The sequence below is a fragment of the Rahnella ecdela genome, assembly GCF_019049625.1.
Classification (GTDB): domain Bacteria; phylum Pseudomonadota; class Gammaproteobacteria; order Enterobacterales; family Enterobacteriaceae; genus Rahnella; species Rahnella ecdela.
This window is the reverse complement of sequence record NZ_JAFMOY010000131.1, coordinates 372023-394569: the sequence shown is the minus strand read 5'-3', so window position 1 is coordinate 394569 and position 22547 is coordinate 372023. Positions and strand designations below refer to the sequence as shown.

The 22547-nt window shown below is 53.7% G+C and carries 17 protein-coding genes; 6 read left to right on the top strand and 11 right to left on the bottom strand.

The features are described from left to right. Positions 1–54: 54 nt before the first annotated feature. Positions 55–1206: a PQQ-dependent sugar dehydrogenase gene (locus J1784_RS20430; RefSeq protein WP_217150699.1), complete on the bottom strand. Its 1152-nt coding sequence runs from the start codon at positions 1204–1206 to the stop codon at positions 55–57. A gap of 302 nt (positions 1207–1508) precedes the next feature. Between J1784_RS20430 and J1784_RS20425 the strand changes: the two genes are divergently transcribed. The 3 genes from J1784_RS20425 (at position 1509) to yicI (ending at position 6507) form a co-directional block, all read left to right on the top strand. Beyond that, positions 1509–2582 (top strand): sugar ABC transporter substrate-binding protein, encoded by a 1074-nt coding sequence (locus tag J1784_RS20425; RefSeq protein WP_217150698.1) that lies wholly within the window; start codon positions 1509–1511, stop codon positions 2580–2582. Positions 2583–2783: 201 nt separating this feature from the next. Then, complete coding sequence (locus J1784_RS20420; RefSeq protein ID WP_217150697.1) at positions 2784–4151, top strand: glycoside-pentoside-hexuronide family transporter; 1368 nt, start codon at positions 2784–2786, stop codon at positions 4149–4151. A 31-nt stretch (positions 4152–4182) separates the two neighbouring features. Next, complete coding sequence (yicI, locus tag J1784_RS20415) at positions 4183–6507, top strand: alpha-xylosidase (RefSeq protein WP_217150696.1); 2325 nt, start codon at positions 4183–4185, stop codon at positions 6505–6507. A gap of 82 nt (positions 6508–6589) precedes the next feature. Here the strand turns inward: yicI and xylR are convergent, their stop codons facing one another. From xylR to xylF, 4 genes are all read right to left on the bottom strand, one after another. Further along, the gene (xylR, locus tag J1784_RS20410; RefSeq protein WP_217150695.1) at positions 6590–7777 is read right to left on the bottom strand and encodes a D-xylose utilization transcriptional activator XylR; all 1188 of its coding nucleotides are present in this window, start codon (positions 7775–7777) and stop codon (positions 6590–6592) included. Positions 7778–7955: 178 nt separating this feature from the next. Then, the gene (gene xylH, locus J1784_RS20405; protein ID WP_217150694.1) at positions 7956–9155 is read right to left on the bottom strand and encodes a xylose ABC transporter permease XylH; all 1200 of its coding nucleotides are present in this window, start codon (positions 9153–9155) and stop codon (positions 7956–7958) included. Further along, positions 9148–10689: a xylose ABC transporter ATP-binding protein gene (locus J1784_RS20400; RefSeq protein ID WP_217150693.1), complete on the bottom strand. Its 1542-nt coding sequence runs from the start codon at positions 10687–10689 to the stop codon at positions 9148–9150. Before J1784_RS20400 ends, xylH begins: the two co-directional genes overlap by 8 nt. Before the next feature lie 58 nt (positions 10690–10747). After that, positions 10748–11740 (bottom strand): D-xylose ABC transporter substrate-binding protein, encoded by a 993-nt coding sequence (gene xylF, locus J1784_RS20395; RefSeq protein ID WP_217150692.1) that lies wholly within the window; start codon positions 11738–11740, stop codon positions 10748–10750. Between the two features lie 382 nt (positions 11741–12122). Between xylF and xylA the strand changes: the two genes are divergently transcribed. Together xylA and xylB are read left to right on the top strand one after the other, a co-directional pair. Then, positions 12123–13442 (top strand): xylose isomerase, encoded by a 1320-nt coding sequence (gene xylA / locus J1784_RS20390; protein ID WP_217150691.1) that lies wholly within the window; start codon positions 12123–12125, stop codon positions 13440–13442. A gap of 91 nt (positions 13443–13533) precedes the next feature. After that, positions 13534–14985 carry a xylulokinase gene (gene xylB, locus J1784_RS20385; protein ID WP_217150690.1) on the top strand — a complete coding sequence of 484 codons (1452 nt, stop codon included), beginning with the start codon at positions 13534–13536 and terminating at the stop codon, positions 14983–14985. Positions 14986–15404: 419 nt separating this feature from the next. On the opposite strand, the gene lsrG is transcribed toward xylB, so the two are convergent. From lsrG to lsrA, 6 genes are read right to left on the bottom strand one after another with little or no spacing between them, the layout of a single operon-like run. After that, entirely contained in the window at positions 15405–15695 is a 291-nt protein-coding gene (lsrG, locus tag J1784_RS20380; protein ID WP_217150689.1) for a (4S)-4-hydroxy-5-phosphonooxypentane-2,3-dione isomerase, read from the bottom strand. Positions 15696–15698: 3 nt separating this feature from the next. After that, on the bottom strand, positions 15699–16574 hold the full coding sequence (gene lsrF / locus J1784_RS20375) for a 3-hydroxy-5-phosphonooxypentane-2,4-dione thiolase (protein WP_217150688.1): 876 nt from the start codon (positions 16572–16574) through the stop codon (positions 15699–15701). A gap of 19 nt (positions 16575–16593) precedes the next feature. Beyond that, complete coding sequence (gene lsrB / locus J1784_RS20370; protein WP_420803986.1) at positions 16594–17595, bottom strand: autoinducer 2 ABC transporter substrate-binding protein LsrB; 1002 nt, start codon at positions 17593–17595, stop codon at positions 16594–16596. Positions 17596–17623: 28 nt separating this feature from the next. Next, a complete protein-coding gene (gene lsrD, locus J1784_RS20365) occupies positions 17624–18649 on the bottom strand; it encodes an autoinducer 2 ABC transporter permease LsrD (protein WP_217150686.1) in 1026 nt (341 codons plus the stop codon). After that, positions 18649–19725, bottom strand: a complete 1077-nt coding sequence (gene lsrC, locus J1784_RS20360; protein WP_217150685.1) for an autoinducer 2 ABC transporter permease LsrC — start codon at positions 19723–19725, stop codon at positions 18649–18651. Before lsrC ends, lsrD begins: the two co-directional genes overlap by 1 nt. Then, positions 19719–21281: an autoinducer 2 ABC transporter ATP-binding protein LsrA gene (gene lsrA, locus J1784_RS20355; protein WP_217150684.1), complete on the bottom strand. Its 1563-nt coding sequence runs from the start codon at positions 21279–21281 to the stop codon at positions 19719–19721. The genes lsrC and lsrA overlap by 7 nt, the downstream gene beginning before the upstream one ends. 231 nt (positions 21282–21512) lie before the next feature. On the opposite strand from lsrA, the gene lsrR reads away from it, so the two are divergent. After that, positions 21513–22487 carry a transcriptional regulator LsrR gene (lsrR, locus tag J1784_RS20350; RefSeq protein WP_217150683.1) on the top strand — a complete coding sequence of 325 codons (975 nt, stop codon included), beginning with the start codon at positions 21513–21515 and terminating at the stop codon, positions 22485–22487. Positions 22488–22547 lie beyond the last annotated feature (60 nt).

The window sequence follows — 22547 nt, the reverse complement described above, 5'->3', positions numbered from 1 at the left end:
CGGTTTATCCAGCAAAAGGCGGCCATGTCTGACCGCCTTTTTCATTCATTAACATCAGCTTTGTGGCGCAACCTTCAGCAATTTCCCGTCGCTTTCATCCGTCAGTACATAAACAAACCCGTCGCCGCCAACCTGCACTTCGCGAATACGTTCTTTGCGGTCGCCAAGCAGCCGTTCCTCATGGGTAACTTTATCGCCGTCGAGCGTCAGGCGGATCAGGGACTTCCCTGCCAGCGCGCCAACAAACAGCGAGTTTTTCCATTGCGGGAATTTCTGCGCGTTATAGAACGCCATTCCGCTGAGCGCCGGTGAAATCTCCCAGTAGTAAATCGGATCTTCAGCGCCCGCCAGTGTCGTCCCTTTCGCTTCGGGGATCGGTTGCCCCGAATAGTTGATGCCAAAGGTCGCCAGCGGCCAGCCGTAGTTTTTACCCGCCTGCGGTAAATTCACTTCATCACCTCCGCGCGGCCCGTGCTCGGTTTCCCACAGCTTGCCGCTCCACGGATTGATGGCCAGCCCCTGCGGATTGCGGTTGCCGTAAGTCCAGATTTGCGGTTTAGCATTCTTGTCATGCACAAACGGATTATCCTGCGGCACACCACCTTCGGGCGTCAGGCGCAAAATCTTGCCTTGTAACTGATTCATATGCTGGGCGTTGATGCGCTGGTTATTATCGCCGGTGGACAGAAAAATATTGCCCTTCTCATCAAACGCCATACGACCGCCGAGATTGATACCGCTTTGCAAGGCCAGTTTCTGAATAAAGACCACTTTAAAATTGTTCAGGGTTTTATTATCAGCCGACAAAGTGCCATATCCGAGCGCTGCGTGCGGTTCGCCCTTTTCACCCGGATGCGCGAAGGTCAGATACACCCGACGATTGCTGGCAAAATCCGGCGATAAACGCACATCCCACAAACCGGCCTGTCCGCTGACCCAGACGCGAGGCACGCCTTTTAACGGCGCAGAAAGCCCGCCGTCCGGTTTCCACTGACGCAACTGTCCGCTGCGTTCGGTGATAAGCGCCCCCTGATTATCGGGCAAAAAGGCCAGCGACCAGGGATGATCCAACCCTTTCGCCAGTTCAGTTACTTTTGCGCCAGCTGAGGGCGGCGGAACCGGTGATTTCGGTGCAGCATTAGCCTGGCTGGTCAGCAGGGCAAGGGTAACAACAGGCAATAATGTGTCGCGGAAAGAAAAGGACATAAGGCTTCTCCCGGAGGCATTGTTGAGAGCGAAATTCAGAGGTGAAGTTTTAGTTTAGGCCATGTGACTGATTTTGCAGCGCAGCAGCTGGTTGGATATAACCAACAGGAATAACGGCTTGCCGAAATATAATAACAACAAAGCATTCCCTCTTTCTTAACATGCCGGTAGACTGCCTTCACAGAATAGACGTCTGGACAGACAGACTTCTGTACATCCTCAATCTGGAACGCCGAATTGCGTTCCCTGACATACCAGAAATCATCACGCCAGAAAATCGCGTCCTACGGAGCCGTTTAATAATGAGAAAAATATCTGCATCCCTGCTGGCACTGAGCCTGTTTTCTGCCCTACCGGCGTTCGCAGCCGATGGCACACCCGCCCCGGTTCCGGCGGCGATTGCCCAGCACAATGGCCCGGTTCGCATCGCTATCGTGCGTAATCTGGGTTCAGACGACAACACCACCCAGTTTCTGGCCGGTGCAATCAAACAAGGTCGTGCGCTCGGTTTTAAAGTCGATACCTTCCTGAGTAACGGCGATGACGCCAAATTCCAGGATTTCGTCAATCAGGCCATCAGTCAGAAATACGACGGCATCATCCTTTCTCAGGGTCGCGGACCTTACTCTGAAGCGCTGGTCAAACGCATCGCCGCTGCCGGTATTGCAGTGTCCGCCTTCGATACAGAAGTACCGGAAGATATTCCGGGCGTCACCGTTACCCGTCAGGACGATGCCTCGCTGGCAAAAGCATCCGTCGGTCAGCTGGTGAAAGATTTCAACGGTAAAGCCAATATCGTCAAACTGTGGGTGGCCGGTTTCCCGCCAATGGAACGCCGTCAGAAAACCTACGAGGCCATTCTGAAAGAAAACCCGGGCATTCATCAGCTTGAATCTATCGGCGCGGTGTCTTCTGATGTTCAGGGAGATACGGCGAACAAAGTCGGTGCGATTCTGGCGAAATACCCTAAAGGTCAGATTGATGCAATCTGGGGCGCATGGGACGCGTACAGTCAGGGCGCGTATAAAGCCCTGAAAGAGAATGGTCGTACCGAAATCAAACTCTACAGCATTGACGTATCGAATCAGGATCTGCAGCTGATGCGTGAAAAAGGCAGCCCGTGGCAGATGACCGCCGCTGTCGATACACAGCTGATTGGCGCCGTGAACCTGCGTATTGTGGCACTGAAAATTGCCGGTGAGAAAACGCCTGCCACTTACGAATTCCCGGCACAAACCATTCCGCAGTCCCTGCTGCTCAGCCAGCCGGAAGGTGTCAACGTGACCGGCCTGAGCAAAATCATTCCGGGCTGGGGGAAATCGGAAGATTTCACCGCGCCGTGGTTTGCGACGCTGGAAGCAAAATACAAAAAGTAATCGCCTCAGACCTCCCGGAAACGGGAGGTTTTTCATCAGCCGTTCAGCACATCCCCCGTTTGTTCCGCTCAACTTTTCCCCGTTTACCCCGCGTTGTCACAAAAATAAAGAAACATAATTTCAGAAACAAAAATCTCAATAGCCTCAACGCGTTGTAAACGTTAAAACCGTACTCACCCATTTCATACGGACATTGAAGCAATGAGTACTGAGATCCTTTCGGTCAAGGAAAAGATTGGATATGGATTAGGCGATGCGGCCAGTCATATAATTTTCGATAACGTCATGTTGTACATGATGTTCTTTTATACCGATATCTTCGGCATTCCGGCGGGATATGTCGGCACCATGTTCCTGCTCGCCCGCGCGCTGGATGCCATTTCTGATCCCTGCATGGGATTACTGGCCGACCGCACACGCACCCGCTGGGGGAAATTCCGTCCGTACGTTCTGTTTGGTGCGATTCCATTCGGTATCGTCTGCGTTTTCACTTACACCACGCCTGAACTCAGCATGACCGGCAAAATGATCTACGCCGCCATCACCTATACGCTGCTCACGCTGATGTACACCGTTGTGAATATTCCTTATTGCGCGCTGGGTGGCGTGATAACGTCCAACCCGACACAGCGTATTTCACTGCAATCGTACCGCTTCGTGCTGGCGACGGCTGGCGGGATGCTCAGTACGGTGCTGATGATGCCGCTGGTGAACTATATCGGTGGTGAAGATAAAGCACTCGGTTATCAGGGCGGGATCGCGGTACTGGCGATTGTCGCCGCTATTTTGCTGGCGATTTGTTTTGCGACCACCAAAGAGCGTATCGATCCGGGTAAACCGACCGGCACCATGCGCGAAGATTTGCGTGATATCTGGCACAACGACCAATGGCGCATCGTCGGCCTGCTGACCATCCTCAATATTATGGCAGTCGCGGTTCGCGGCGGCGCCATGATGTATTACGTCACCTATATTCTCGGCAATCCGGTGCTGTTCGCCTGGTTCCTCGGCGTGTATTCCGTCGGCAACCTGTTTGGCAGCGCGCTCGCAAAACCGCTCACCGACTGGAAATGCAAAGTCAGCGTGTTCTGGTGGACTAACGCCATTCTGGCCGGGCTGAGCATCGGCATGTTCTTCCTGCCAATGAACGGCAGCGTACTGATGTTTATCTTTATCTTCGTCATCGGTGTTCTGCACCAGCTCGTCACCCCGATTCAGTGGGTCATGATGTCCGACACCGTGGATTACGGCGAATGGAATGACGGCAAGCGCCTGACCGGTATCAGCTTCGCCGGCACCCTGTTTGTGCTGAAACTAGGTCTGGCACTGGCTGGCGCGATGATCGGCTGGATGCTGGCAGGTTCCGGTTATCAGTCCGGAGCCGCCACGCAAAATGCCGCCACCATGACCAGCATTGTCGCGTTATTCACCCTGGTTCCGGCGGCCTGCTATCTGCTGAGCGCCATCATCTGTAAACGCTATTACATTCTGCGCAGCCCTCTGCTGCGCCGCATTCTCGATGAAGTCGCGCAGGGTATCCGCCGTAATCAGCAAGATTTTATGAAATGAATTGAATGAAGGGCTAAAGGAGGAATTCATTATGAAGATCAGTGATGGTAACTGGTTGATTCAGGACGGTCTGACACTGACGCACCCTCTTCAGGTGTTTGAAGTACAACGCTCAGGCAATGAAATGGTGATTTACGCCGCACCGAAAGATGCGTCGGAACGCGCCAGTCAGCTGGATTCGCCGCTGTTTACGCTGCGTTTTTTCTCGCCGCAAACCGGCGTTATTGGCGTGCGTATTACTCACTTTGACGGCGAAACTGACAAAGGTCCGCACTATCCATTACTGCAATCCGACACACCGGAATTGCGGTTTGAAGATAACGAAGAATTCGCGGCTTTGCACAGCGGTGATCTCTGCGTGCGCGTCACCAAGGGCAATAACTGGACGCTGGATTTCCTGCGCAACGGTCGCCGGATAACCGGCAGCGTGGCTAAATCTAACGGCTATGTGCAGGATACCCACTCGCAAAAAACCTACATGATGGAACGTCTGGATCTGGGCGTCGGCGAAACGGTTTACGGTCTGGGTGAGCGCTTCACCGCACTGGTTAAAAATGGCCAGACGGTGGAAACCTGGAACCGCGACGGCGGCACCAGCACTGAGCAGTCCTACAAAAACATTCCGTTCTATCTGACCAACCGCGGCTACGGCGTGCTGGTGAATCATCCTGAATGTGTGTCATTTGAAGTCGGGTCTGAGAAAGTTTCAAAAGTGCAGTTCAGTGTGGAAGGCGAATATCTGGAATATTTCGTCATTGATGGCCCGACGCCGAAAAAAGTGCTCGACCGTTATACCCGTCTGACCGGCCGTCCTGCGCTGCCGCCTGCCTGGTCATTTGGCCTGTGGCTGACCACGTCGTTCACCACTAATTACGATGAAGACACGGTGAACAGCTTTATTGATGGCATGGCAGAACGTCAGCTGCCGTTGCACGTTTTCCACTTCGACTGTTTCTGGATGAAAGCCTTCCAGTGGTGTGATTTCGAGTGGGATCCGCAAACTTTCCCTGATCCGCAGGGCATGTTGCAGCGCCTCAAAGCGCGTGGCCTGAAAATCTGCGTGTGGATCAACCCGTATATCGGCCAGAAATCTCCCCTGTTCCACGAGGGCAAAGAAAAAGGCTATCTGCTAAAACGTCCGGACGGTCGCGTGTGGCAATGGGACAAATGGCAGGCCGGAATGGGCATTGTCGATTTCACTAATCCACAGGCCTGCGAATGGTATGCTGGCCACCTGAAACGTCTGGTAGATATGGGCGTGGACTGCTTTAAAACCGATTTCGGCGAACGCATCCCGACCGACGTTGTATGGCACGATGGCTGTGATCCGCAGAAAATGCACAACCATTACGCGTTCGTGTACAACAAACTGGTTTACGAAACATTGCAGGACAAACTCGGCGCTTCTGAAGCCGTGCTGTTCGCCCGCTCCGCGTCGGTCGGTGCCCAGCAATTCCCGGTTCACTGGGGCGGTGACTGCTACGCCACGTACGAATCAATGGCTGAAAGCCTGCGCGGCGGATTATCCATCGGATTGTCTGGCTTTGGATTCTGGAGCCACGATATCGGCGGATTCGAAAATACCGCCCCGGCGCACATCTACAAACGCTGGTGCGCGTTCGGTTTGCTCTCCAGCCACAGCCGCCTGCATGGCAGCAAATCCTATCGTGTACCCTGGGTTTATGATGATGAAGCCTGTGATGTAGTACGCCAGTTCACGCAGCTTAAATGCCGCCTGATGCCGTATCTGTATCCTGCGTCATCACAGGCGGCCAGCCACGGAACGCCGGTCATGCGCGCCATGATGCTGGAATTCCCGGAAGATCCAGCCTGCGATTATCTCGATCGCCAGTACATGCTGGGGGATGATTTACTGGTTGCGCCAGTCTTCAGCGAAGAAGGCGACGTTGATTTCTATCTACCGCAGGGCCGCTGGACGCATCTTCTGAATAACGAAGTGGCACAAGGTTCACGCTGGCATCGTCAGCAGCACGGTTTTGACAGCCTGCCGCTGTATGTCCGCCCGAACACATTGCTGGCGCTGGGCAGTAATAATCAGAAGCCGGATTACGATTACAGCCAGCAAACCGAATTCCATCTTTTTGAGCTGGAAGACGGTGCAATAGCGGAAAGCAAGATCACGGATCTGAGCGGGAAAACAGTGTTCAACCTGAAAGCCGAACGGCTGGACGGCGTGATTACTGTGACTCATGAAGGTCAGGCTTCAGGCTGGACACTGTGCCTGCGTAACCTGAGCGATGTTCGTGAAATCAGCGGCGCACGCCAGGAAACCGGTTCACAGGGTTTGGTGCTGACACCGGCTGACGGAGCTAAATCACTGGTAATTACCCTGTAATAAGGCAACTTCCTGCCACAAATATAAATGCCCCGCTCAGTGATGAATGGGGCATTTTTTATGACAAAGGGTTTATAGCAAATCATGCGTCCTGATAAACGCTTTCGCCATGAATGCTCCGGTACTCTTTCGGGGTCATTTCATAGCCTTTCTTGAATACCGAATAGAAATATTGCAGCGACGGATAGCCGCACATCTGCGAAATTTCATTAATGGAAATCGACGTCGCCGCCAGCAGATTACGCGCGCGGTCGAGTTTCTCCTCATGTATCACACCGTGGATCGTCTGCCCGGTTTCATCTTTAAAGCGTTTTTCCAGATTCGAGCGCGACATCCCGATGGCATCGAGAACCTGTTCCACCTTAATGCCTTTGCAGGCGTGATATCGGATGTAATGCATGGCCTGGATAACAGCCGGATCGCGTAAGGAACGGAAATCCGTTGAACGGCGCTCAACCACTTTCACCGGCGGCACCAGAATGCGCTGCAATGGCAAATCGCGCTGATCCAGCAGCTGATGCAGGAGTTTTGCCGCGCGATATCCCATCTGCCGGGTACCCTGCACCACGGAAGACAACGCTACCCGAGATAAATACCGCGTCAGCTCTTCGTTATCAATACCAATTACGCTGAGCTTTTCCGGCACCGGAATATTCAGATGCTCGCAGACCTGCAACAGATGCCGCGCACGCGCATCGGTCACCGCGATAATGCCGGTTTGTTGCGGCAGCGTTTGTATCCAGTCCGCCAGCCGGTTTTGCGCGTGCTGCCAGTTTTCCGGCGCGGTTTCCATCCCCTGATACACCACGCCCTGATACTGCTCGGCTGATACCAGTTTTCTGAAAGCATGTTCGCGCTCCTGCGCCCAGCGTTTTCCGCCCGCATCAGGCAAACCATAAAATGCGAAGCGGTTGATACCTTTCTCCTTGAGGTGCATAAAGGCCGCTTCAACCAGCGCGTAGTTGTCGGTAGCAATGTAATGCACCGACGGATAATCCTCTTCCTGATGATAAGACCCGCCGACGCCGACTATCGGTACGTTAAGATCCTTGAGCAACGTCTCGATTTCCCGATCGTCAAAATCAGCAATGACACCGTCGCCGAGCCAGTCTTTAATATTGTCTATGCGGCAGCGAAAATCTTCTTCAATGAAGATATCCCAGTCGCTTTGTGAGGCCTGCAAATACTCACCCACGCCTTCTACTACCTGTCGGTCGTAGACTTTGTTAGCGTTAAATAACAGAGTGATGCGATAACGTTTCTCAAACATGCCTGTCTCTCACCGGTTTCTAATAGACTAAGCCTCATTCATTACGCTAACTGAATGAGGCTGATTGCGTTGGTCAATAGCACAGCGCAATGGCTTAGGTTGATTTGGCATAGTGATTTTGTGAGGCTCCTCAGGTTTTCCTGCGTTACCACCCGGAATCACTGCCACTGTGGCGGATTTATGCGCGCCTTTTGGTGGCCGAATCCATCCAGACCGCCAGCAGCAGAATCGCCCCTTTGACGATGTATTGCCAGAATGTCGGCACATCCAGCATACTCATGCCGTTATCCAGAGACGCCATAATAAACGCGCCCATTACGGCACCCGCAACACTCCCGACACCACCCGCCAGGCTGGTTCCGCCAATGACACAGGCGGCAATAGCATCCAGCTCGGCAATGTTCCCCGCCGATGGCGAACCCGCGCCCAGACGTGAACTGAGGATCAGACCGGCGATAGCCACCATCAGGCCGTTAATCGCAAATACCGCCAATTTACTGCGCTCCACGTTAACCCCGGATAACCGCGCCGCTTCGATGTTGCCACCAATGGCATAAATACGGCGACCAAAAGCGGTGCGGGACGCCATAAACATCCCACCGAGCATGAGCGCCACTAAAATCAGCACCGGCGTAGGGACACCGCGATAATCGTTAAGCAGATATATTGCGCCGAGCGCGATGATGGCCGTCAGTGCCTGACGCGTGACATCATTTTTGGCCGCCGTCACCGGCAGCCCGAGAGCCGCACGCTGTTTGCGCCGCCGCCATTGCCAGCCGATAAATACTGCCAGAGCCACCGCACCAATACCAAAACCAAAGGTATCGGGCAGGTAACTTTGGCCAATCAGCGACATCGCGGGCGTCGTCGGTGACACCGTGGTACCGCTGGTGATGCCAATCAGAATGCCGCGAAACGCCAGCATTCCTGCCAGTGTCACGATAAATGATGGCACCTTACGGTACGCCACCCACCAGCCGTTCCATGCGCCAAGCAATAACCCCAGCGCCAGCGTCACCACAATGGTCAGCGGCAACGGCCAGCCCAGCCAGACGTCAAATATCGCCGCCACGCCGCCGAGCAAACCCATCATAGAACCAACGGACAAGTCGATTTCCGCAGAGATGATCACGAACACCATACCGACGGCCAGAATGCCGGTAATGGCGGTCTGGCGCAGCAAGTTAGACACGTTACGCGCGCTGATATACGCACCGTCGGTGGTCACGCTGAAAAACACGATAATCACCGCAATGGCCGCCAGCATGACAAAAACCTGAAGGTTGATGCTTTTCAGTTTCTTGACCGACAATAAGGCCTCTGAACCGCTCTCATTCACCGCGGCGGAAGAGGTTCCTGGTTGGGGAAATTTAGACATAAGCTTCACTCCTCAATGCGGCTTCCATGACCTGTTCCTGACTTAAATTGTTATTGTCCAGACAGGCTTTCACCTGCCCGAGATGCATCACCACAACGCGGTCACTAAGCCCGAGCACTTCGGGTAACTCTGATGAGATAACGATAATTGCCATTCCCTGTGACGCGAGCTGGCCGATGAGCTTATAGATTTCATGTTTTGCTCCCACATCGATTCCGCGAGTGGGTTCATCAAGAATAAGAATTTTGGGTTTAAGCAGCAGACAACGCGCCAGAATGGCTTTTTGCTGATTCCCGCCGCTCAGCCTGCCGATCGCCAGTTCGGGAGAAGATGTTTTGATTTTGAGTTGTTTCACCGACTCGCTGATGGTGTGCTGTTCCTGCGCTTCCCGCAGAATGCCGCCACTGCTGAAATGACTTAACGCAGCCAGTGTGATATTGCTGCCCACCGCCATCACCGGCACGATACCGTCACGTTTACGATCCTCCGGTACCATCGCCAGCCCGCGTCGCATGGCATCACGGCAACCGGTAATCTGCACTTTCTGGCCTTCCAGCCAGACGTCTCCTGACCAGCGCCCCGGATAGACCCCAAACAGACACTCCATCATTTCTGTTCTGCCAGCACCGACCAGCCCTGCGACACCCAGCACTTCTCCCTGGCGCAGCGTAAAACCGGCGTTATCGACCCGTTTGATATGACGGTTAACCGGATGCCATGCCGTCAGGTTTTCAATGCGCAGGACTTCCTGGCCAATCTGCCGCTCGCGCGGCGGAAACAGCTCAGTGAGTTCACGACCCACCATCATGGCGATAATTTCTTTTTCCGACGTGCCGTCAGCGTTGCAGGTAGCGATATGACGACCATCGCGAATGACACACAGTTTGTCGGAGATGGCTTTCACTTCGTTGAGTTTGTGAGAAATGTAAATACAGGCGATATCGTGATGGCGTAAATCACGGATGATATCGAGCAAAATTGCGGTTTCGCTTTCAGTCAGCGACGCCGTGGGTTCATCAAGAACCAGCAAACGCACCTGCTTGTTAAGGGCTTTGGCAATTTCAACCAGTTGACGCTGCCCTAATCCCAGCTCGCCCACCAGCGTATGGGGGTCAATATCGAGTTTTACCTGCGCCAGCATACGCTGACAACGCAGATACATTTTATCGGTATCGAGCATGCCAAAACTGCCCCACTCGTTACCCAGAAACATGTTCTCCAGTACGCTAAGTTGTTTCACCAGCGCCAGTTCCTGATGAATTATCGCGATCCCTTTTTGTTCGGTATCGCGAATACCTTTTGCATTAAGTCTTTCCCCTGAAAAATAAATTTCCCCGTCAAATGTTCCGTGCGGATATATTGCGCACAACACCTTCATTAATGTCGATTTTCCGGATCCATTTTCTCCGCACAATGATAACACTTCGCCCGCAGCCAGTGTCAGACTAATATTATCAACGGCTTTTACCGCGCCAAATTTTTTGGTGATATTTCGCATATCCAGCAGGGGAAATTTTTCATATTGTTCTGGCATTTTTACCTCCACCAAAAACACCCCCCCGCAGGGGGGGGTGTAGAAAAATACTGAAAAATTAGAGATCTGATTTCTTATGGAAACCGTCAGCCACCACAGTGCTATCAATATTATTTTTATCCACCTGAATCGGCGTTAATAAATAAGAAGGCACTTCTTTTTTGCCGTTATTTAATGTCGCATTAGATTTCGGTGTTTCACCTTTGCCTAACTGTACGGCAATTTCGGCGGCATCATTGGCCAGTTTGGTGATCGGTTTATAGACCGTCATGGTTTGCGTACCCGCTTCAATGCGTTTGATCGCCGCGAGATCGGCATCCTGACCTGAGATCGCTACTTTCCCCGCAAGACCCTGAGCCGATAAAGCCTGAACAGCACCACCGGCGGTCGCATCGTTGGAGGCCACCACAGCGTCGATTTTGTTGTTATTGGCAGTGAGCGCGTTTTCCATGATCTTCAGAGCATTTTCAGGCAACCAGCCATCAGCCCATTGATCCCCCACCACTTTTATCTTGCCGTCTTTAATTAACGGATTGAGCACTTTCATCTGACCGGCACGGAAAAGTTTGGCATTGTTATCTACCGGCGAGCCGCCCATCAGGAAATAATTGCCTTGCGGCACACGTTCAACCAGGCTTTGCGCCTGAAGTTCGCCGACCTTTTCATTATCAAAAGAGATATAAAAATCAATGTCGGCGTTGTTAATCATGCGGTCATACGCCAGCACTTTAATGCCTTCTTGCTTTGCTTCGGCAATAACGTTACTCAGCACTTGCCCGTTATAGGGAATGATCACAAGAACATCGACACCCCGGTTGATCATATTTTCAATCTGCGCCATTTGAGTTTCTTCATTACCGTTAGCAGACTGAACAAAAACATCTGCGCCGAGAGTTTTGGCTTTAGCCACAAAAATATCACGGTCTTTTTGCCAGCGTTCTAAGCGTAAGTCATCAATAGCCATACCTATTTTAATTTCTTTCGCAAAACCTGACTGGCTAAAAAGCACTAATGCGGCACAGGCAGAAAGAATTATTTTATTCATTTTCATCATGTCAGACCTTTTATAAGAATAAGTAGAGGCAGATACAGAAGAGTGCGTACAGCAATGACAGAGGGATTGTTGACGCTGTGTAATTAATCGGCAATTGCAGATTTTAATCACAGCATTACGTTTTTTTGTTTATTTCAGGAATTATGATGGCGATCATGGTTTGCCTGTAATATGCGCACAATAAGACTTTTTATTATCGAGACATCGTGGAAGCTGAATAAAAAGTAAGAAGAAAACCGCTTATTTATGCGATCTACCGCACACTTAATAATTCTATTAAATTGAGTGTGAAATAACGTAATTGTGGAATGAAACATCTCCTCCGAAGATAGGGCCTCAGCCTCCCAGTCCCGCTGGGCCCGTTTTCAAGGAGTTTTCAATGCACGCATATTTCGACAAGCTTGACGCCGTTCGCTACGAAGGTGCTAACAGCACAAACCCGCTGGCATTCTGTCATTACAATCCTGAAGAAGTGATCCTCGGCAAAACGATGGCTGAGCATCTGCGTTTCGCAGCCTGCTACTGGCACACATTCTGCTGGAATGGCAATGACATGTTTGGCGTGGGCGCATTTGACCGCCCGTGGCAGCAACCCGGCGATGCGCTGGAACTGGCGAAACGCAAAGCGGATGTGGCTTTCGAGTTCTTCCAGAAACTGAATGTTCCTTACTACTGCTTCCATGATGTTGACGTCTCGCCGGAAGGCGCGACGATTAAAGAATACGTGAACAATTTTGCCGTGATGACCGATGTATTGGCGCAAAAACAAGAAGCCAGCGGCGTAAAATTACTGTGGGGTACCGCGAACTGTTTCACCAACCCGCGTTACGGTGCAGGTGCGGCAACTAATCCAAATCCTGAAATTTACAGCTGGGCTGCGACGCAGGTGGTTCATGCGATGAATGCCACCAAACAGCTTGGCGGCGAAAACTATGTGTTGTGGGGCGGTCGTGAAGGCTACGAAACCCTGCTCAACACCGACCTGCGTCAGGAACGCGAACAACTGGGTCGTTTCATGCAGATGGTTGTTGAGCATAAACACAAAATTGGTTTCCAGGGTACCCTGCTGATTGAGCCAAAACCTCAGGAGCCGACCAAGCATCAGTACGATTATGACGTGGCTTCGGTTTACGGATTCCTCAAACAGTTTGGCCTGGAAAAAGAGATCAAAGTGAATATCGAGGCTAACCACGCGACGCTGGCCGGTCACTCATTCCATCATGAAATTGCTAACGCGATTGCGCTCGGGATCTTCGGTTCCGTCGATGCAAACCGCGGCGATCCGCAGTGCGGCTGGGACACTGACCAGTTCCCGAACAGCGTGGAAGAAAATGCCCTGGTGATGTATGAAATTATCAAAGCGGGCGGTTTCACCACCGGCGGTCTGAACTTCGACTCTAAAGTACGTCGTCAGAGCACCGACAAATATGACCTGTTCTACGGCCATATCGGCGGCATGGATACGATGGCGCTGGCCCTGAAAGTGGCGGCACGCATGATTGAAAGTCGTGAACTGGATAAACACGTTGCGCAGCGTTACGCGGGCTGGAACACAGAACTGGGCCAGCAGATCCTGCAAGGCAAAATGTCCCTGGAATCCCTGAGCAGCTATGCGCAACAAAACGCACTGGCGCCTCAGCACCAGAGCGGCCAGCAGGAACGTCTGGAGAATCTGGTTAACCGTTATCTGTTTGGTTAATCTTATAAAATAAGCTCACGCCCTGCCCGCCTGGTGCGGAATCGCAGGGCGTAAATCGTTCTGGAAACGGGTTAACCGATAAGGGAAAAGCATGTATCTCGGAATAGATCTTGGCACTTCTGGCGTCAAAGCCATTTTGCTTAGCGAAGAAGGTCGGGTGGTCGCCAGCCACAGTGAGGCGTTAACCCTTTCCCGTCCCCATCCTTTGTGGTCTGAGCAGGATTCGGCAGCTTGGTGGAAGGCAACGGACCGCGCTGTTGGTGCACTGGCTAAGCAAAATGCATTGCAAGACGTAAAAGCCATCGGCCTGACAGGTCAGATGCATGGCGCAACTGTTCTTGATGCACAGCATCAGGTTCTGCGTCCCGCAATTTTATGGAACGATGGCCGTAGTTTCAGCCAGTGCCAGAAACTGGAAGCGGATGTTCCTGATTCCCGTCAGATAACCGGCAATCTGATGATGCCCGGTTTTACGGCACCGAAGCTGCTCTGGCTGCGCGAAAACGAAGCCGAATTATTCGCGAAAATAGACAAGGTATTGCTGCCCAAAGATTATCTGCGCTGGCTGATGACCGGCGTATTTGCCTCCGACATGTCTGACGCCGCAGGCACAATGTGGCTCGACGTGGCGAAACGCGACTGGAGTGACAAAATGCTCATCGCAACCGGCCTGACGCGTGAGCACATGCCAGCGCTTTTTGAAGGCAATCAGATTACCGGTCAGTTACTGCCGGAACTCGCCTCCCGTTGGGGAATGGACTGTGTACCGGTGATTGCCGGTGGTGGTGATAATGCCGCAGGCGCGGTCGGTGTCGGGTTATACAAAACCGGCCAGGCGATGCTTTCCCTTGGCACCTCCGGGGTGTATTTCGCGGTCAGCGACGGATTTTTGAGTAATCCGCAGCAGGCGGTTCACAGTTTCTGCCATGCGCTGCCGGACACCTGGCATTTGATGTCCGTCATGCTCAGCGCAGCATCCTGTCTGGACTGGGCCGCAAATCTGACCGGCACCGCATCAGTCGGTGAACTCATTAATCTGGCGCAGAAAACCAAACCCGCCGACTCACCGGTCTGGTTTTTGCCATACCTTTCCGGTGAACGCACCCCTCACAATAATCCGAATGCCAAAGGGACATTGTTTGGCCTGACACATCAGCACGGTCCTGCCGATATTGCACGTGCCGTACTCGAAGGGGTCGGATTCGCCCTGGCAGACGGAATGGACGTTCTGCACGCAACCGGTCTGAAACCGCACAGCATCACCCTGATTGGCGGCGGCGCCCGCAGTCCTTACTGGCGGCAAATGCTGGCAGATATCAGTGGTAAAACGCTGGAATACCGCACCGGCGGCGATGTCGGCCCGGCGCTTGGCGCAGCGCGTCTGGCACAAATTGCCATGAACCCCGGCGAGCCACTGGAACAGTTCCTGCCGGAGCTGGCACTTGAGCAAGTGCACCAGCCGGATACGGGACTGCATACCGCGTATGCGGAGCGGAGGAAAGTCTTCCGGGAGTTATATTTGAGGCTGGAAGGCTTAATGTAATGGCGGATTGGCCATCAGGGCAATGTCAATGAAGGCCTGATTGAGAAGATTTCGGTTTCTCAAGTGCAGCGGTCACCTGATGCACAGTGCCAAAACCGACCAGAGGGGAAAGGCTTTTCCCCTCTGAACTCCCCTCGCTTTTTCAAACACGTGATCCGCGCGCTGGCTATGTTTCAGGTATCGCAGCGACAGGCTGGAAATCTTGCCGCTGCGCGGTCCCTCTCCCGGTCTTCGAGCCTATGGTCTCGAAACTCTCACTCAGCAAGCTTTCTGAATCGCCCGCAAGATCTTAAATTCAAAGGCAGACTGTTTTTATCTTTTGGAAAACTAAAGAGGCGCGGCGATAGGCGCCTCTTAAGGCCAGTTTGGGTGGCAACCCAAGGTGTTGGTGTTGACCTTGTTCCAAACCAGTATGTACCTTACGGATATATCCCTTTAAAAGACGTTTTCTTCCTCGGCTCCGACATGATCCCCTCCAGCGCCTCCACGCATTTGAGATAATGTGGGGTTTTCTTGTGCGCCAGCACAGCATCGTTATCCTGATAGGCTTCGTAGATAAAAAACCGTGTCGGGACAGTCTCGTCCTGCAACACGTCAAACCGCAGGTTTCCGGGTTCTTTCACAGCGCCGAGATGGTTGGCGTGGAACACCTCCAGAAACTCATCCACCTTTTCCGGCTGCACGTTAATTTCGACCAGCGTCACTTCCATGATTCACTCCTTTTCACTCAGGAACAGTTCGTATGCGTGCGCCACGCTGGCGTTTTCATGCACCACCGCTTTTACGGCTTTCAGCATGGCAACCGGTGATTCGGACTGGAAAATATTACGCCCCATGTCCACACCCGAAGCCCCCTGATCGATAGCTTTGAAGCACATTTCAAGCGCCTCGCGTTCCGGCAGTTTTTTACCACCTGCAATCACAATCGGTACCGGACAGCCCGCCGCGACGCGCTCAAAACCTTCATCGACGAAGTAGGTTTTGATGATGTTCGCACCCATTTCAGCGGCGATACGGGTCGCCAGCGAGAAGTAACGCTGGTCACGCGCCATGTCTTTGCCGACACCGGTGACCGCCATGGTTGGCATCCCGTACCGCATCCCCTGATCCACCAGCTGGATAATGTTTTTAATCGACTGATGTTCATATTCGCTGCCGATATACACCTGCGCCGCCATTGCTGCGACGTTCAGGCGCAGCGCGTCTTCTATCGCGACAGCGACGGTTTCATTGGAAAGCTCAGTCAGAATAGAGTTACCCCCCGAGGCACGCATCACCACCGGCTTATTGACCGCCGCCGGTACCACACTGCGCAATACGCCACGCGTACACATCAGCACATCGGTGTGTGCAAACAGTGGCGCAATGTTGATGTCGATACGCTCAAGGCCGGTTGTCGGGCCCTGAAAATAGCCGTGGTCAAACGCCAGCATCACCGTTCTGCCGGACTCCGGATTGAAAATACGCGCCAGCCGCGACTGCATTCCCCAGTCCAGCTGACCGCTGCCTTTGAGGAAAAACGCATGATTGTCCTGCGCCGTGCCGATGCCGAAATTCTTGCCGTCTCTGATATCGTCCAGATCTGCCATTTTCCTTTCTCCTTAATCGTCAGAAATCGTATTTGCCAATGTTGTCTTTGGTGAAGACCACGCGTTCCGGCAGTAACACAATACCGTTGCCTTTGGCCTCATACTGGTAGCCCTGCACGCTGTTCGGCACCACTTCTACCGATCCGACGTTTGGTACATCCAGTTTGTCACCCACGTTGAGTTCGCCTTTTTTCAGTAACTGATCGGCGACGTAAACCGAAATTTTGCCCTGACTGACCACATCCCACAGGCCGAACTGTTTCACCGTGCCGCGCTCAACATACGGACGCATCACGTTTGGCGTACTGAAACCGACAATGGTCACGTTGGTGCGTTTGAGGTTCTCCGCCGCCTGCGCAGCAGCCGGTAATGCATTGGCATCTGGCGCAATAATCGCATCGAGATCACCGTAGGATTTGAGGATCCCTTCGGCGGTTTGCAGGGATTTGGTCGCATCGTTATAGCCATATTGCGTGGTCACGATTTCCCAGCCCGGATGCTCTTTGGCGATTTTGGCTTTCGCCTCTTTCACCCATTGGTTCTGGTCTGTCACCGTCGGGCTGGAATAGAAAAATGCCACTTTGGCTTTTTCTTTCTTCACCTGGCTGGATGTCATCTCCACCAGCATCGATCCGAGCTGTTGCGGCGTGCCCTGATTGATATAGATTGAGCGGCATTCTGGTTTGGTATCGGAATCCCAGGTCAGCACTTTTACACCGCGTTGCATGGCACGCTTCAGTGCCGGACACAGACCATCGGGCGATACCGCCGCGACCACAATCGCGTTGTATCCCTGATTGACGAAGTTGTTGATCATCTGCACCTGACCGGAAACGCTCGGCTCGGTCGGGCCGTCATACGTCACATCCACACCCAGTTCTTTACCCGCCGCTGTCGCGCCATTGCCGCCGCTGGTGAAATAGCCGACGCCCACCAGTTTGGGGATAAACGCGATTCGTTCGGCCGCCTGTGCACTCAGGCAGGCGAGGCTGACAGCACTGGCAATCAGTAAGGTTTTCATTGTGTTGGCTTTCATCATTAACCCCGGCTTATTTAGAAGACGTCAAGGAAGGAGAAGGCGCAGACCAGCGCTGGCGATAGCGCTGGAAAACACTGCGGATAAGACCACGATTGAGGCTGGCGGAACGGCCAATGACCACCAGGATCAGCAGCGCACCGGACAGCGCACTGGAAACCTGACTGGAGACGCCAACCATCTGCAAACCCTGCTGGAGATACCCGATCAGCAGCGTCGCCAGCGCAGTACCGAGAATAGAACCTGAACCGCCGTAGATATTGGCGCCCCCGAGCACCACCGCCGTGATAGCGGGCATCAGCAACGCGTTGCCAAGATCAGAACGTGCTGAGCCGAAATAGGAAGTCATCAGGATAGCGGCAACCGCTGAGGCCAGGCCGGTCATACCGTAAAGCGCAAACACCGTGCGGCTGACCGGCAACGCGCCATAGCGTGCCACACGGGCGTTCTGACCGATGAGAAAGACGTTGCGACCGGTGCGACTGCGGTGCATCAGCAGCCAGAAAAACAGTGTCGCCAGCAGGAAAATCACCAGCGGCATTGGCAGGCCCATCACCACCAGGTTGGCGAAATTGGTAAACGTATCAGGGAAGTTACCGATGCCCTCGAAACCCGTCGCGCCCGCCAGCCCGGAAAGCAGCAAAGCGCTGCCGCCGAACAGGTAGAGGGTTCCGAGCGTAATGACCAGCGGATTGACGCCGGTGTACAGGATCAGTGCGGCATTGAGCAAACCACAGGCTGCACCCAGCGCCAGCGTGAGGATAATCGCCATCGCCAGCGGCACACCGGCCTGACAAAGTACACCGAGCGCGATAGCGCACAGGCCGATAGTGGAACCGAAGGAAATGTCGATGCCGCCGCTGACAATCACCAGCGTCAGCGGTAACGCCACAATCCCGATGGTGATGAAATCGCTGGTGCTGAACAGCAGCGTATTGGCATCCAGCATGCGCGGATTAGCGAAACCGAACAGCAAGATTTCGATGACCAGCAGCGCCAGCAGTGCGATTTCCCAGCCATATTGTTGAAATTTGTTCATCACACCACCCCGCTCTTTTTGCCGGTACTTAACCGGCGACTGACATTTTTCGGTTGCTGAGACTTGCGTTCCGTGGATTTTTTCTGAGGCGGCGGACTGGCTGTCAGGAAGCGTGAATACTTCTGACGCCGCAGGTTTTTCTCCAGCGCCTGCCGCAATCTGCCGTCAAATACCAGCACCGCCAGCAGCACCAGTCCGGCGATAAAATCGTTCCACCAGGCCGGAAGGCGTAACAGCACCAGCACGCTGTCGATTTGAGTCAGGAAATACGCGCCAAGCACTGCGCCGAGTATGGAGCCGGTGCCGCCAAGCAAACTGATCCCGCCCAGTACGCAGGCGGCGATGGCTTTCATTTCCAGCCCGCTGCCGGTCTGGTTAGGTACAAAACCGATTTGCGATGCGAATACGATCCCTGCGATAGCCGCCATCATGCCGTTGATGCCGAACGCCAGAATGCGTACGCGGTTAACGGCGACGCCGAGTTGCCGCGCCCCCTGTAAGTTATCGCCCACCGCGTAAAAGCTGCGGCCAAATTTGGTACGGCTGAGCATCCAGAACATCGCCACCAGTAAAATAATCACCAGCCAGCCCAGTGATGAAACGCTCAGGAACACTGGTTCAGATAGCGATTTCAGTCCGGCGGGTAAACCTTCAATCCATTTACCGCCGGTCATCAGCAACATCAGGCCGCGGTATAAACCCAGCGTGCCGAGGGTGGCGACAATCGCTGGAATACGCAGCCAGGCCACCAGGACGCCGTTGAACAATCCCGCCAGTAAACCGGTGCCGAGAGCCAGCAGACAGGCCAGCGGCAGACTCACTCCGCTGTTAAGTAAAACGCCCAGCGTGACGGCGCACAGACCGGTAATGGAGCCGACGGAAACATCGATGTTGCGGGTCAGCATCACCACCGTCGCGCCCATTGCCAGCAACATCAGAATTTGTGCGCTGCCGAAAATCATCCCCAGCGTCTGAAAGCTGAACGACTGGCTGTCCATCGCACCAAGTAAGGCAAACAGCGCGATAATCGCCAACAGCGCGGTCAGTTCACGGTTGTTTTGTATCTGCTTCAGCATGAGGAACCTCCGGTTGCCGCGGTCCGGGCGTGATTGCCAAACGCAATGTGCATAATGTTGCTGACGTTGATCTCGCTGCCCTGCAACTCGCCGCTCATTTCGCCCTGATGCATGACAAATACCCGGTCGGCCAGCCCTTCTATTTCGTCCAGATCAGAAGAAATCAGGACAACCGCCACATTCTGTTCAACAACATTGCGCAGCAGCTGATAGATATCCGCACGCGCCGACACATCCACGCCACGCGTAGGTTCATCGACAATCAGCACTGCGGGCTGGGCTTCCAGACATTTTGCGATCAGTAATTTCTGCTGATTCCCGCCGGATAGCGTGCGGGCAGTTTGCGACCCGTCCCGGTATTTGATTCCCAGCGCACGGTGATAACGTTCAAGCACCGCCGCCTCGCGTTTGATATTCAGCCACCAGCTCTGACGGTTAAACGTGAGCGATGTGGTGTTCCAGCTCAGTGGTGCATCCAGATAGAGGCCGGACGCCTGCCGGTCTTCCGGCAAATACACCAACCCTTTTTTCAGGCGTTGTAAGGTGCCAAGTCTGCTGATGTCTTGCTGCATCAGGAAAACCTGCCCGCTTTGCGCATCCCGCAGGCCATACAGGGTTTCCGCAAGTTCGGTTCGCCCTGCCCCGACAACGCCTGCCAGCCCGACGATTTCCCCGGCGCGGGCGCTAAATGAAATATTGATAAACCCTTCACCGGTCAGGTTTTGCACCTGCAATACCGGTTCGTTACTGGAGGAATTGCGCCGTGCTCCCGGCAAATCCAGCCACAGCTTTTGTTCAGCAGGCAGCGCTGCCGCCTGCGTTTGCGGCGTGATGGCGGCAATCAGCGCATCGTTATCCAGTTCAGAAAGCGCGCCGCTGAGCGCAATTTTGCCGTCGCGCATTACGCTCACCCGGTCGGCAATGGCACGGATTTCCGGCAGTTTGTGCGAGATAAACACCACGCCGACGCCCTGCGCCGTCAGATGGCGTACCTGCGTAAACAGGCGCGTGGATTCCGCGGGTGTCAGCGAGGCCGTCGGTTCGTCGAGGATCAGCAACCGGGCATCCCGCATCAGACCGCGCAGGATTTCGACCAGCTGCTGATCGGCCACTTCCAGCGTTCCGGCCAGTGAAGCAAGCGGCAGATTGCAGCCCAGTTCAGTCAGCGACTGTTGCAGCTTTTTCTCGCTGGCCTGATGCGCAGGCAAACGAAACAGAATGTTTTCGCGCACGCTGAGGCTCGGAAAAAGCATCGGTTCCTGCGGCACCAGATAGATCCCCGCCTGATGCGCTTTCGCAGGCGTGAGCGCCACCAGCGGCGCGCCGCCGAGCAGCATTTCGCCACGGTCGGCAATCTCGACACCGGCGATAATTTTCATCAGCGTCGATTTACCCGCGCCATTTCCGCCAAGCAGGGCATGCACCTCACCGCGTTGCAGGCTGAAATCGATGTCTTTGAGTACCGCGACACCGGAAAAACTTTTACTGACACCGCTGACCTGCAAAAGCAGGTCCGGGGAATGCGCGTCTGCTGATGAGTGATCGTCTGACTGCATACGCTGACCTCGGATGGGATACATTAAATGAACAAATGTATTTATTGTTTAATAATGTTCATAAAGCTAGTCCGTGGTGACACGGAAAACTTTTGCCCTGATCACAGTTTGTTCAACTCATATACTCTGCGTTATGATTCAGGCAGTAATCATTTGAAATTTGCCAAACACATCACAGTTAACAACATTTCGTTAACGAACAATTGATCTACATTTTGATAAGTGTTCACTATGAATGACAAAACAACGCTTTCCGATTTGACTAACCATCCGGAATTCAGCATGGGTGAAGAGGAACTGCTGGCACGCACCGCGTGGTTCTATTACCACGACGGCCTGACCCAGAATGAGATTGGTGAACGGCTCGGGCTGACACGGCTGAAGGTGTCGCGTCTGCTGGAAAAAGGCCGGCAATCCGGGGTGATCCGCGTACAAATCAACTCGCGTTTTGAGGGATGTTTGTCGCTGGAAAACACGCTGCTTGAGCGCTTTGGTTTGCAGCAGGTTCGTGTGCTGCCCCAGCTTGCCGATGGCTCGCTGAGCGCACGGCTGGGCGTCGGCGCGGCACATATGCTGATGACAATGTTGAAACCGGAGCAATTGCTGGCCGTCGGATTTGGCGAAACTGCCATGAGCACATTGCAGCATCTGAGCGGATTTATCGCCTCTCAGCAGATCCGCATGGTGACGCTTTCCGGCGGTGTTGGCCCTTATATGACCGGCATCGGACAGCTTGATGCAGCCTGTGGCGTCAGCATTATTCCGGCTCCGCTGCGCGCTTCATCGGCCAGCGTGGCGGCAATATTTCGCCGGGAGCGCAACGTGCATGACGTGATGCTGGCGGCCTGTGCGGCAGATATCGCCGTTGTCGGTATCGGTTCGCTCAACCAGAAACAGGAAGCGACCATTTTGCGCTCCGGTTATATCAGCGAAGGCGAGCAGCTGCTGTTTGGCCGTAAAGGCGCGGTCGGCGACATTCTCGGTTTCTTTATGCAGCGTAACGGCGAGCTGGCGGAAAACATGGCGATCCACGACGAACTGATTGCCGTCGCGCCGGACGAACTGGCCAGCATTCCGACCGTATTAGGCGTTGCGGGTGGCATCGAGAAGGCCGAAGCGATTGTCGCCGCTCTGAAAGGCAAACGAATAAACGCACTGGTTACTGAAGAGAGCACAGCAAGAGCCATGCTGGCGCTGCTCGGTTGACACGCAGGGAGTGAGGGGCGTGGCGGTCAGGTAAACGGTGCCCGATAAACTGGCACGAGA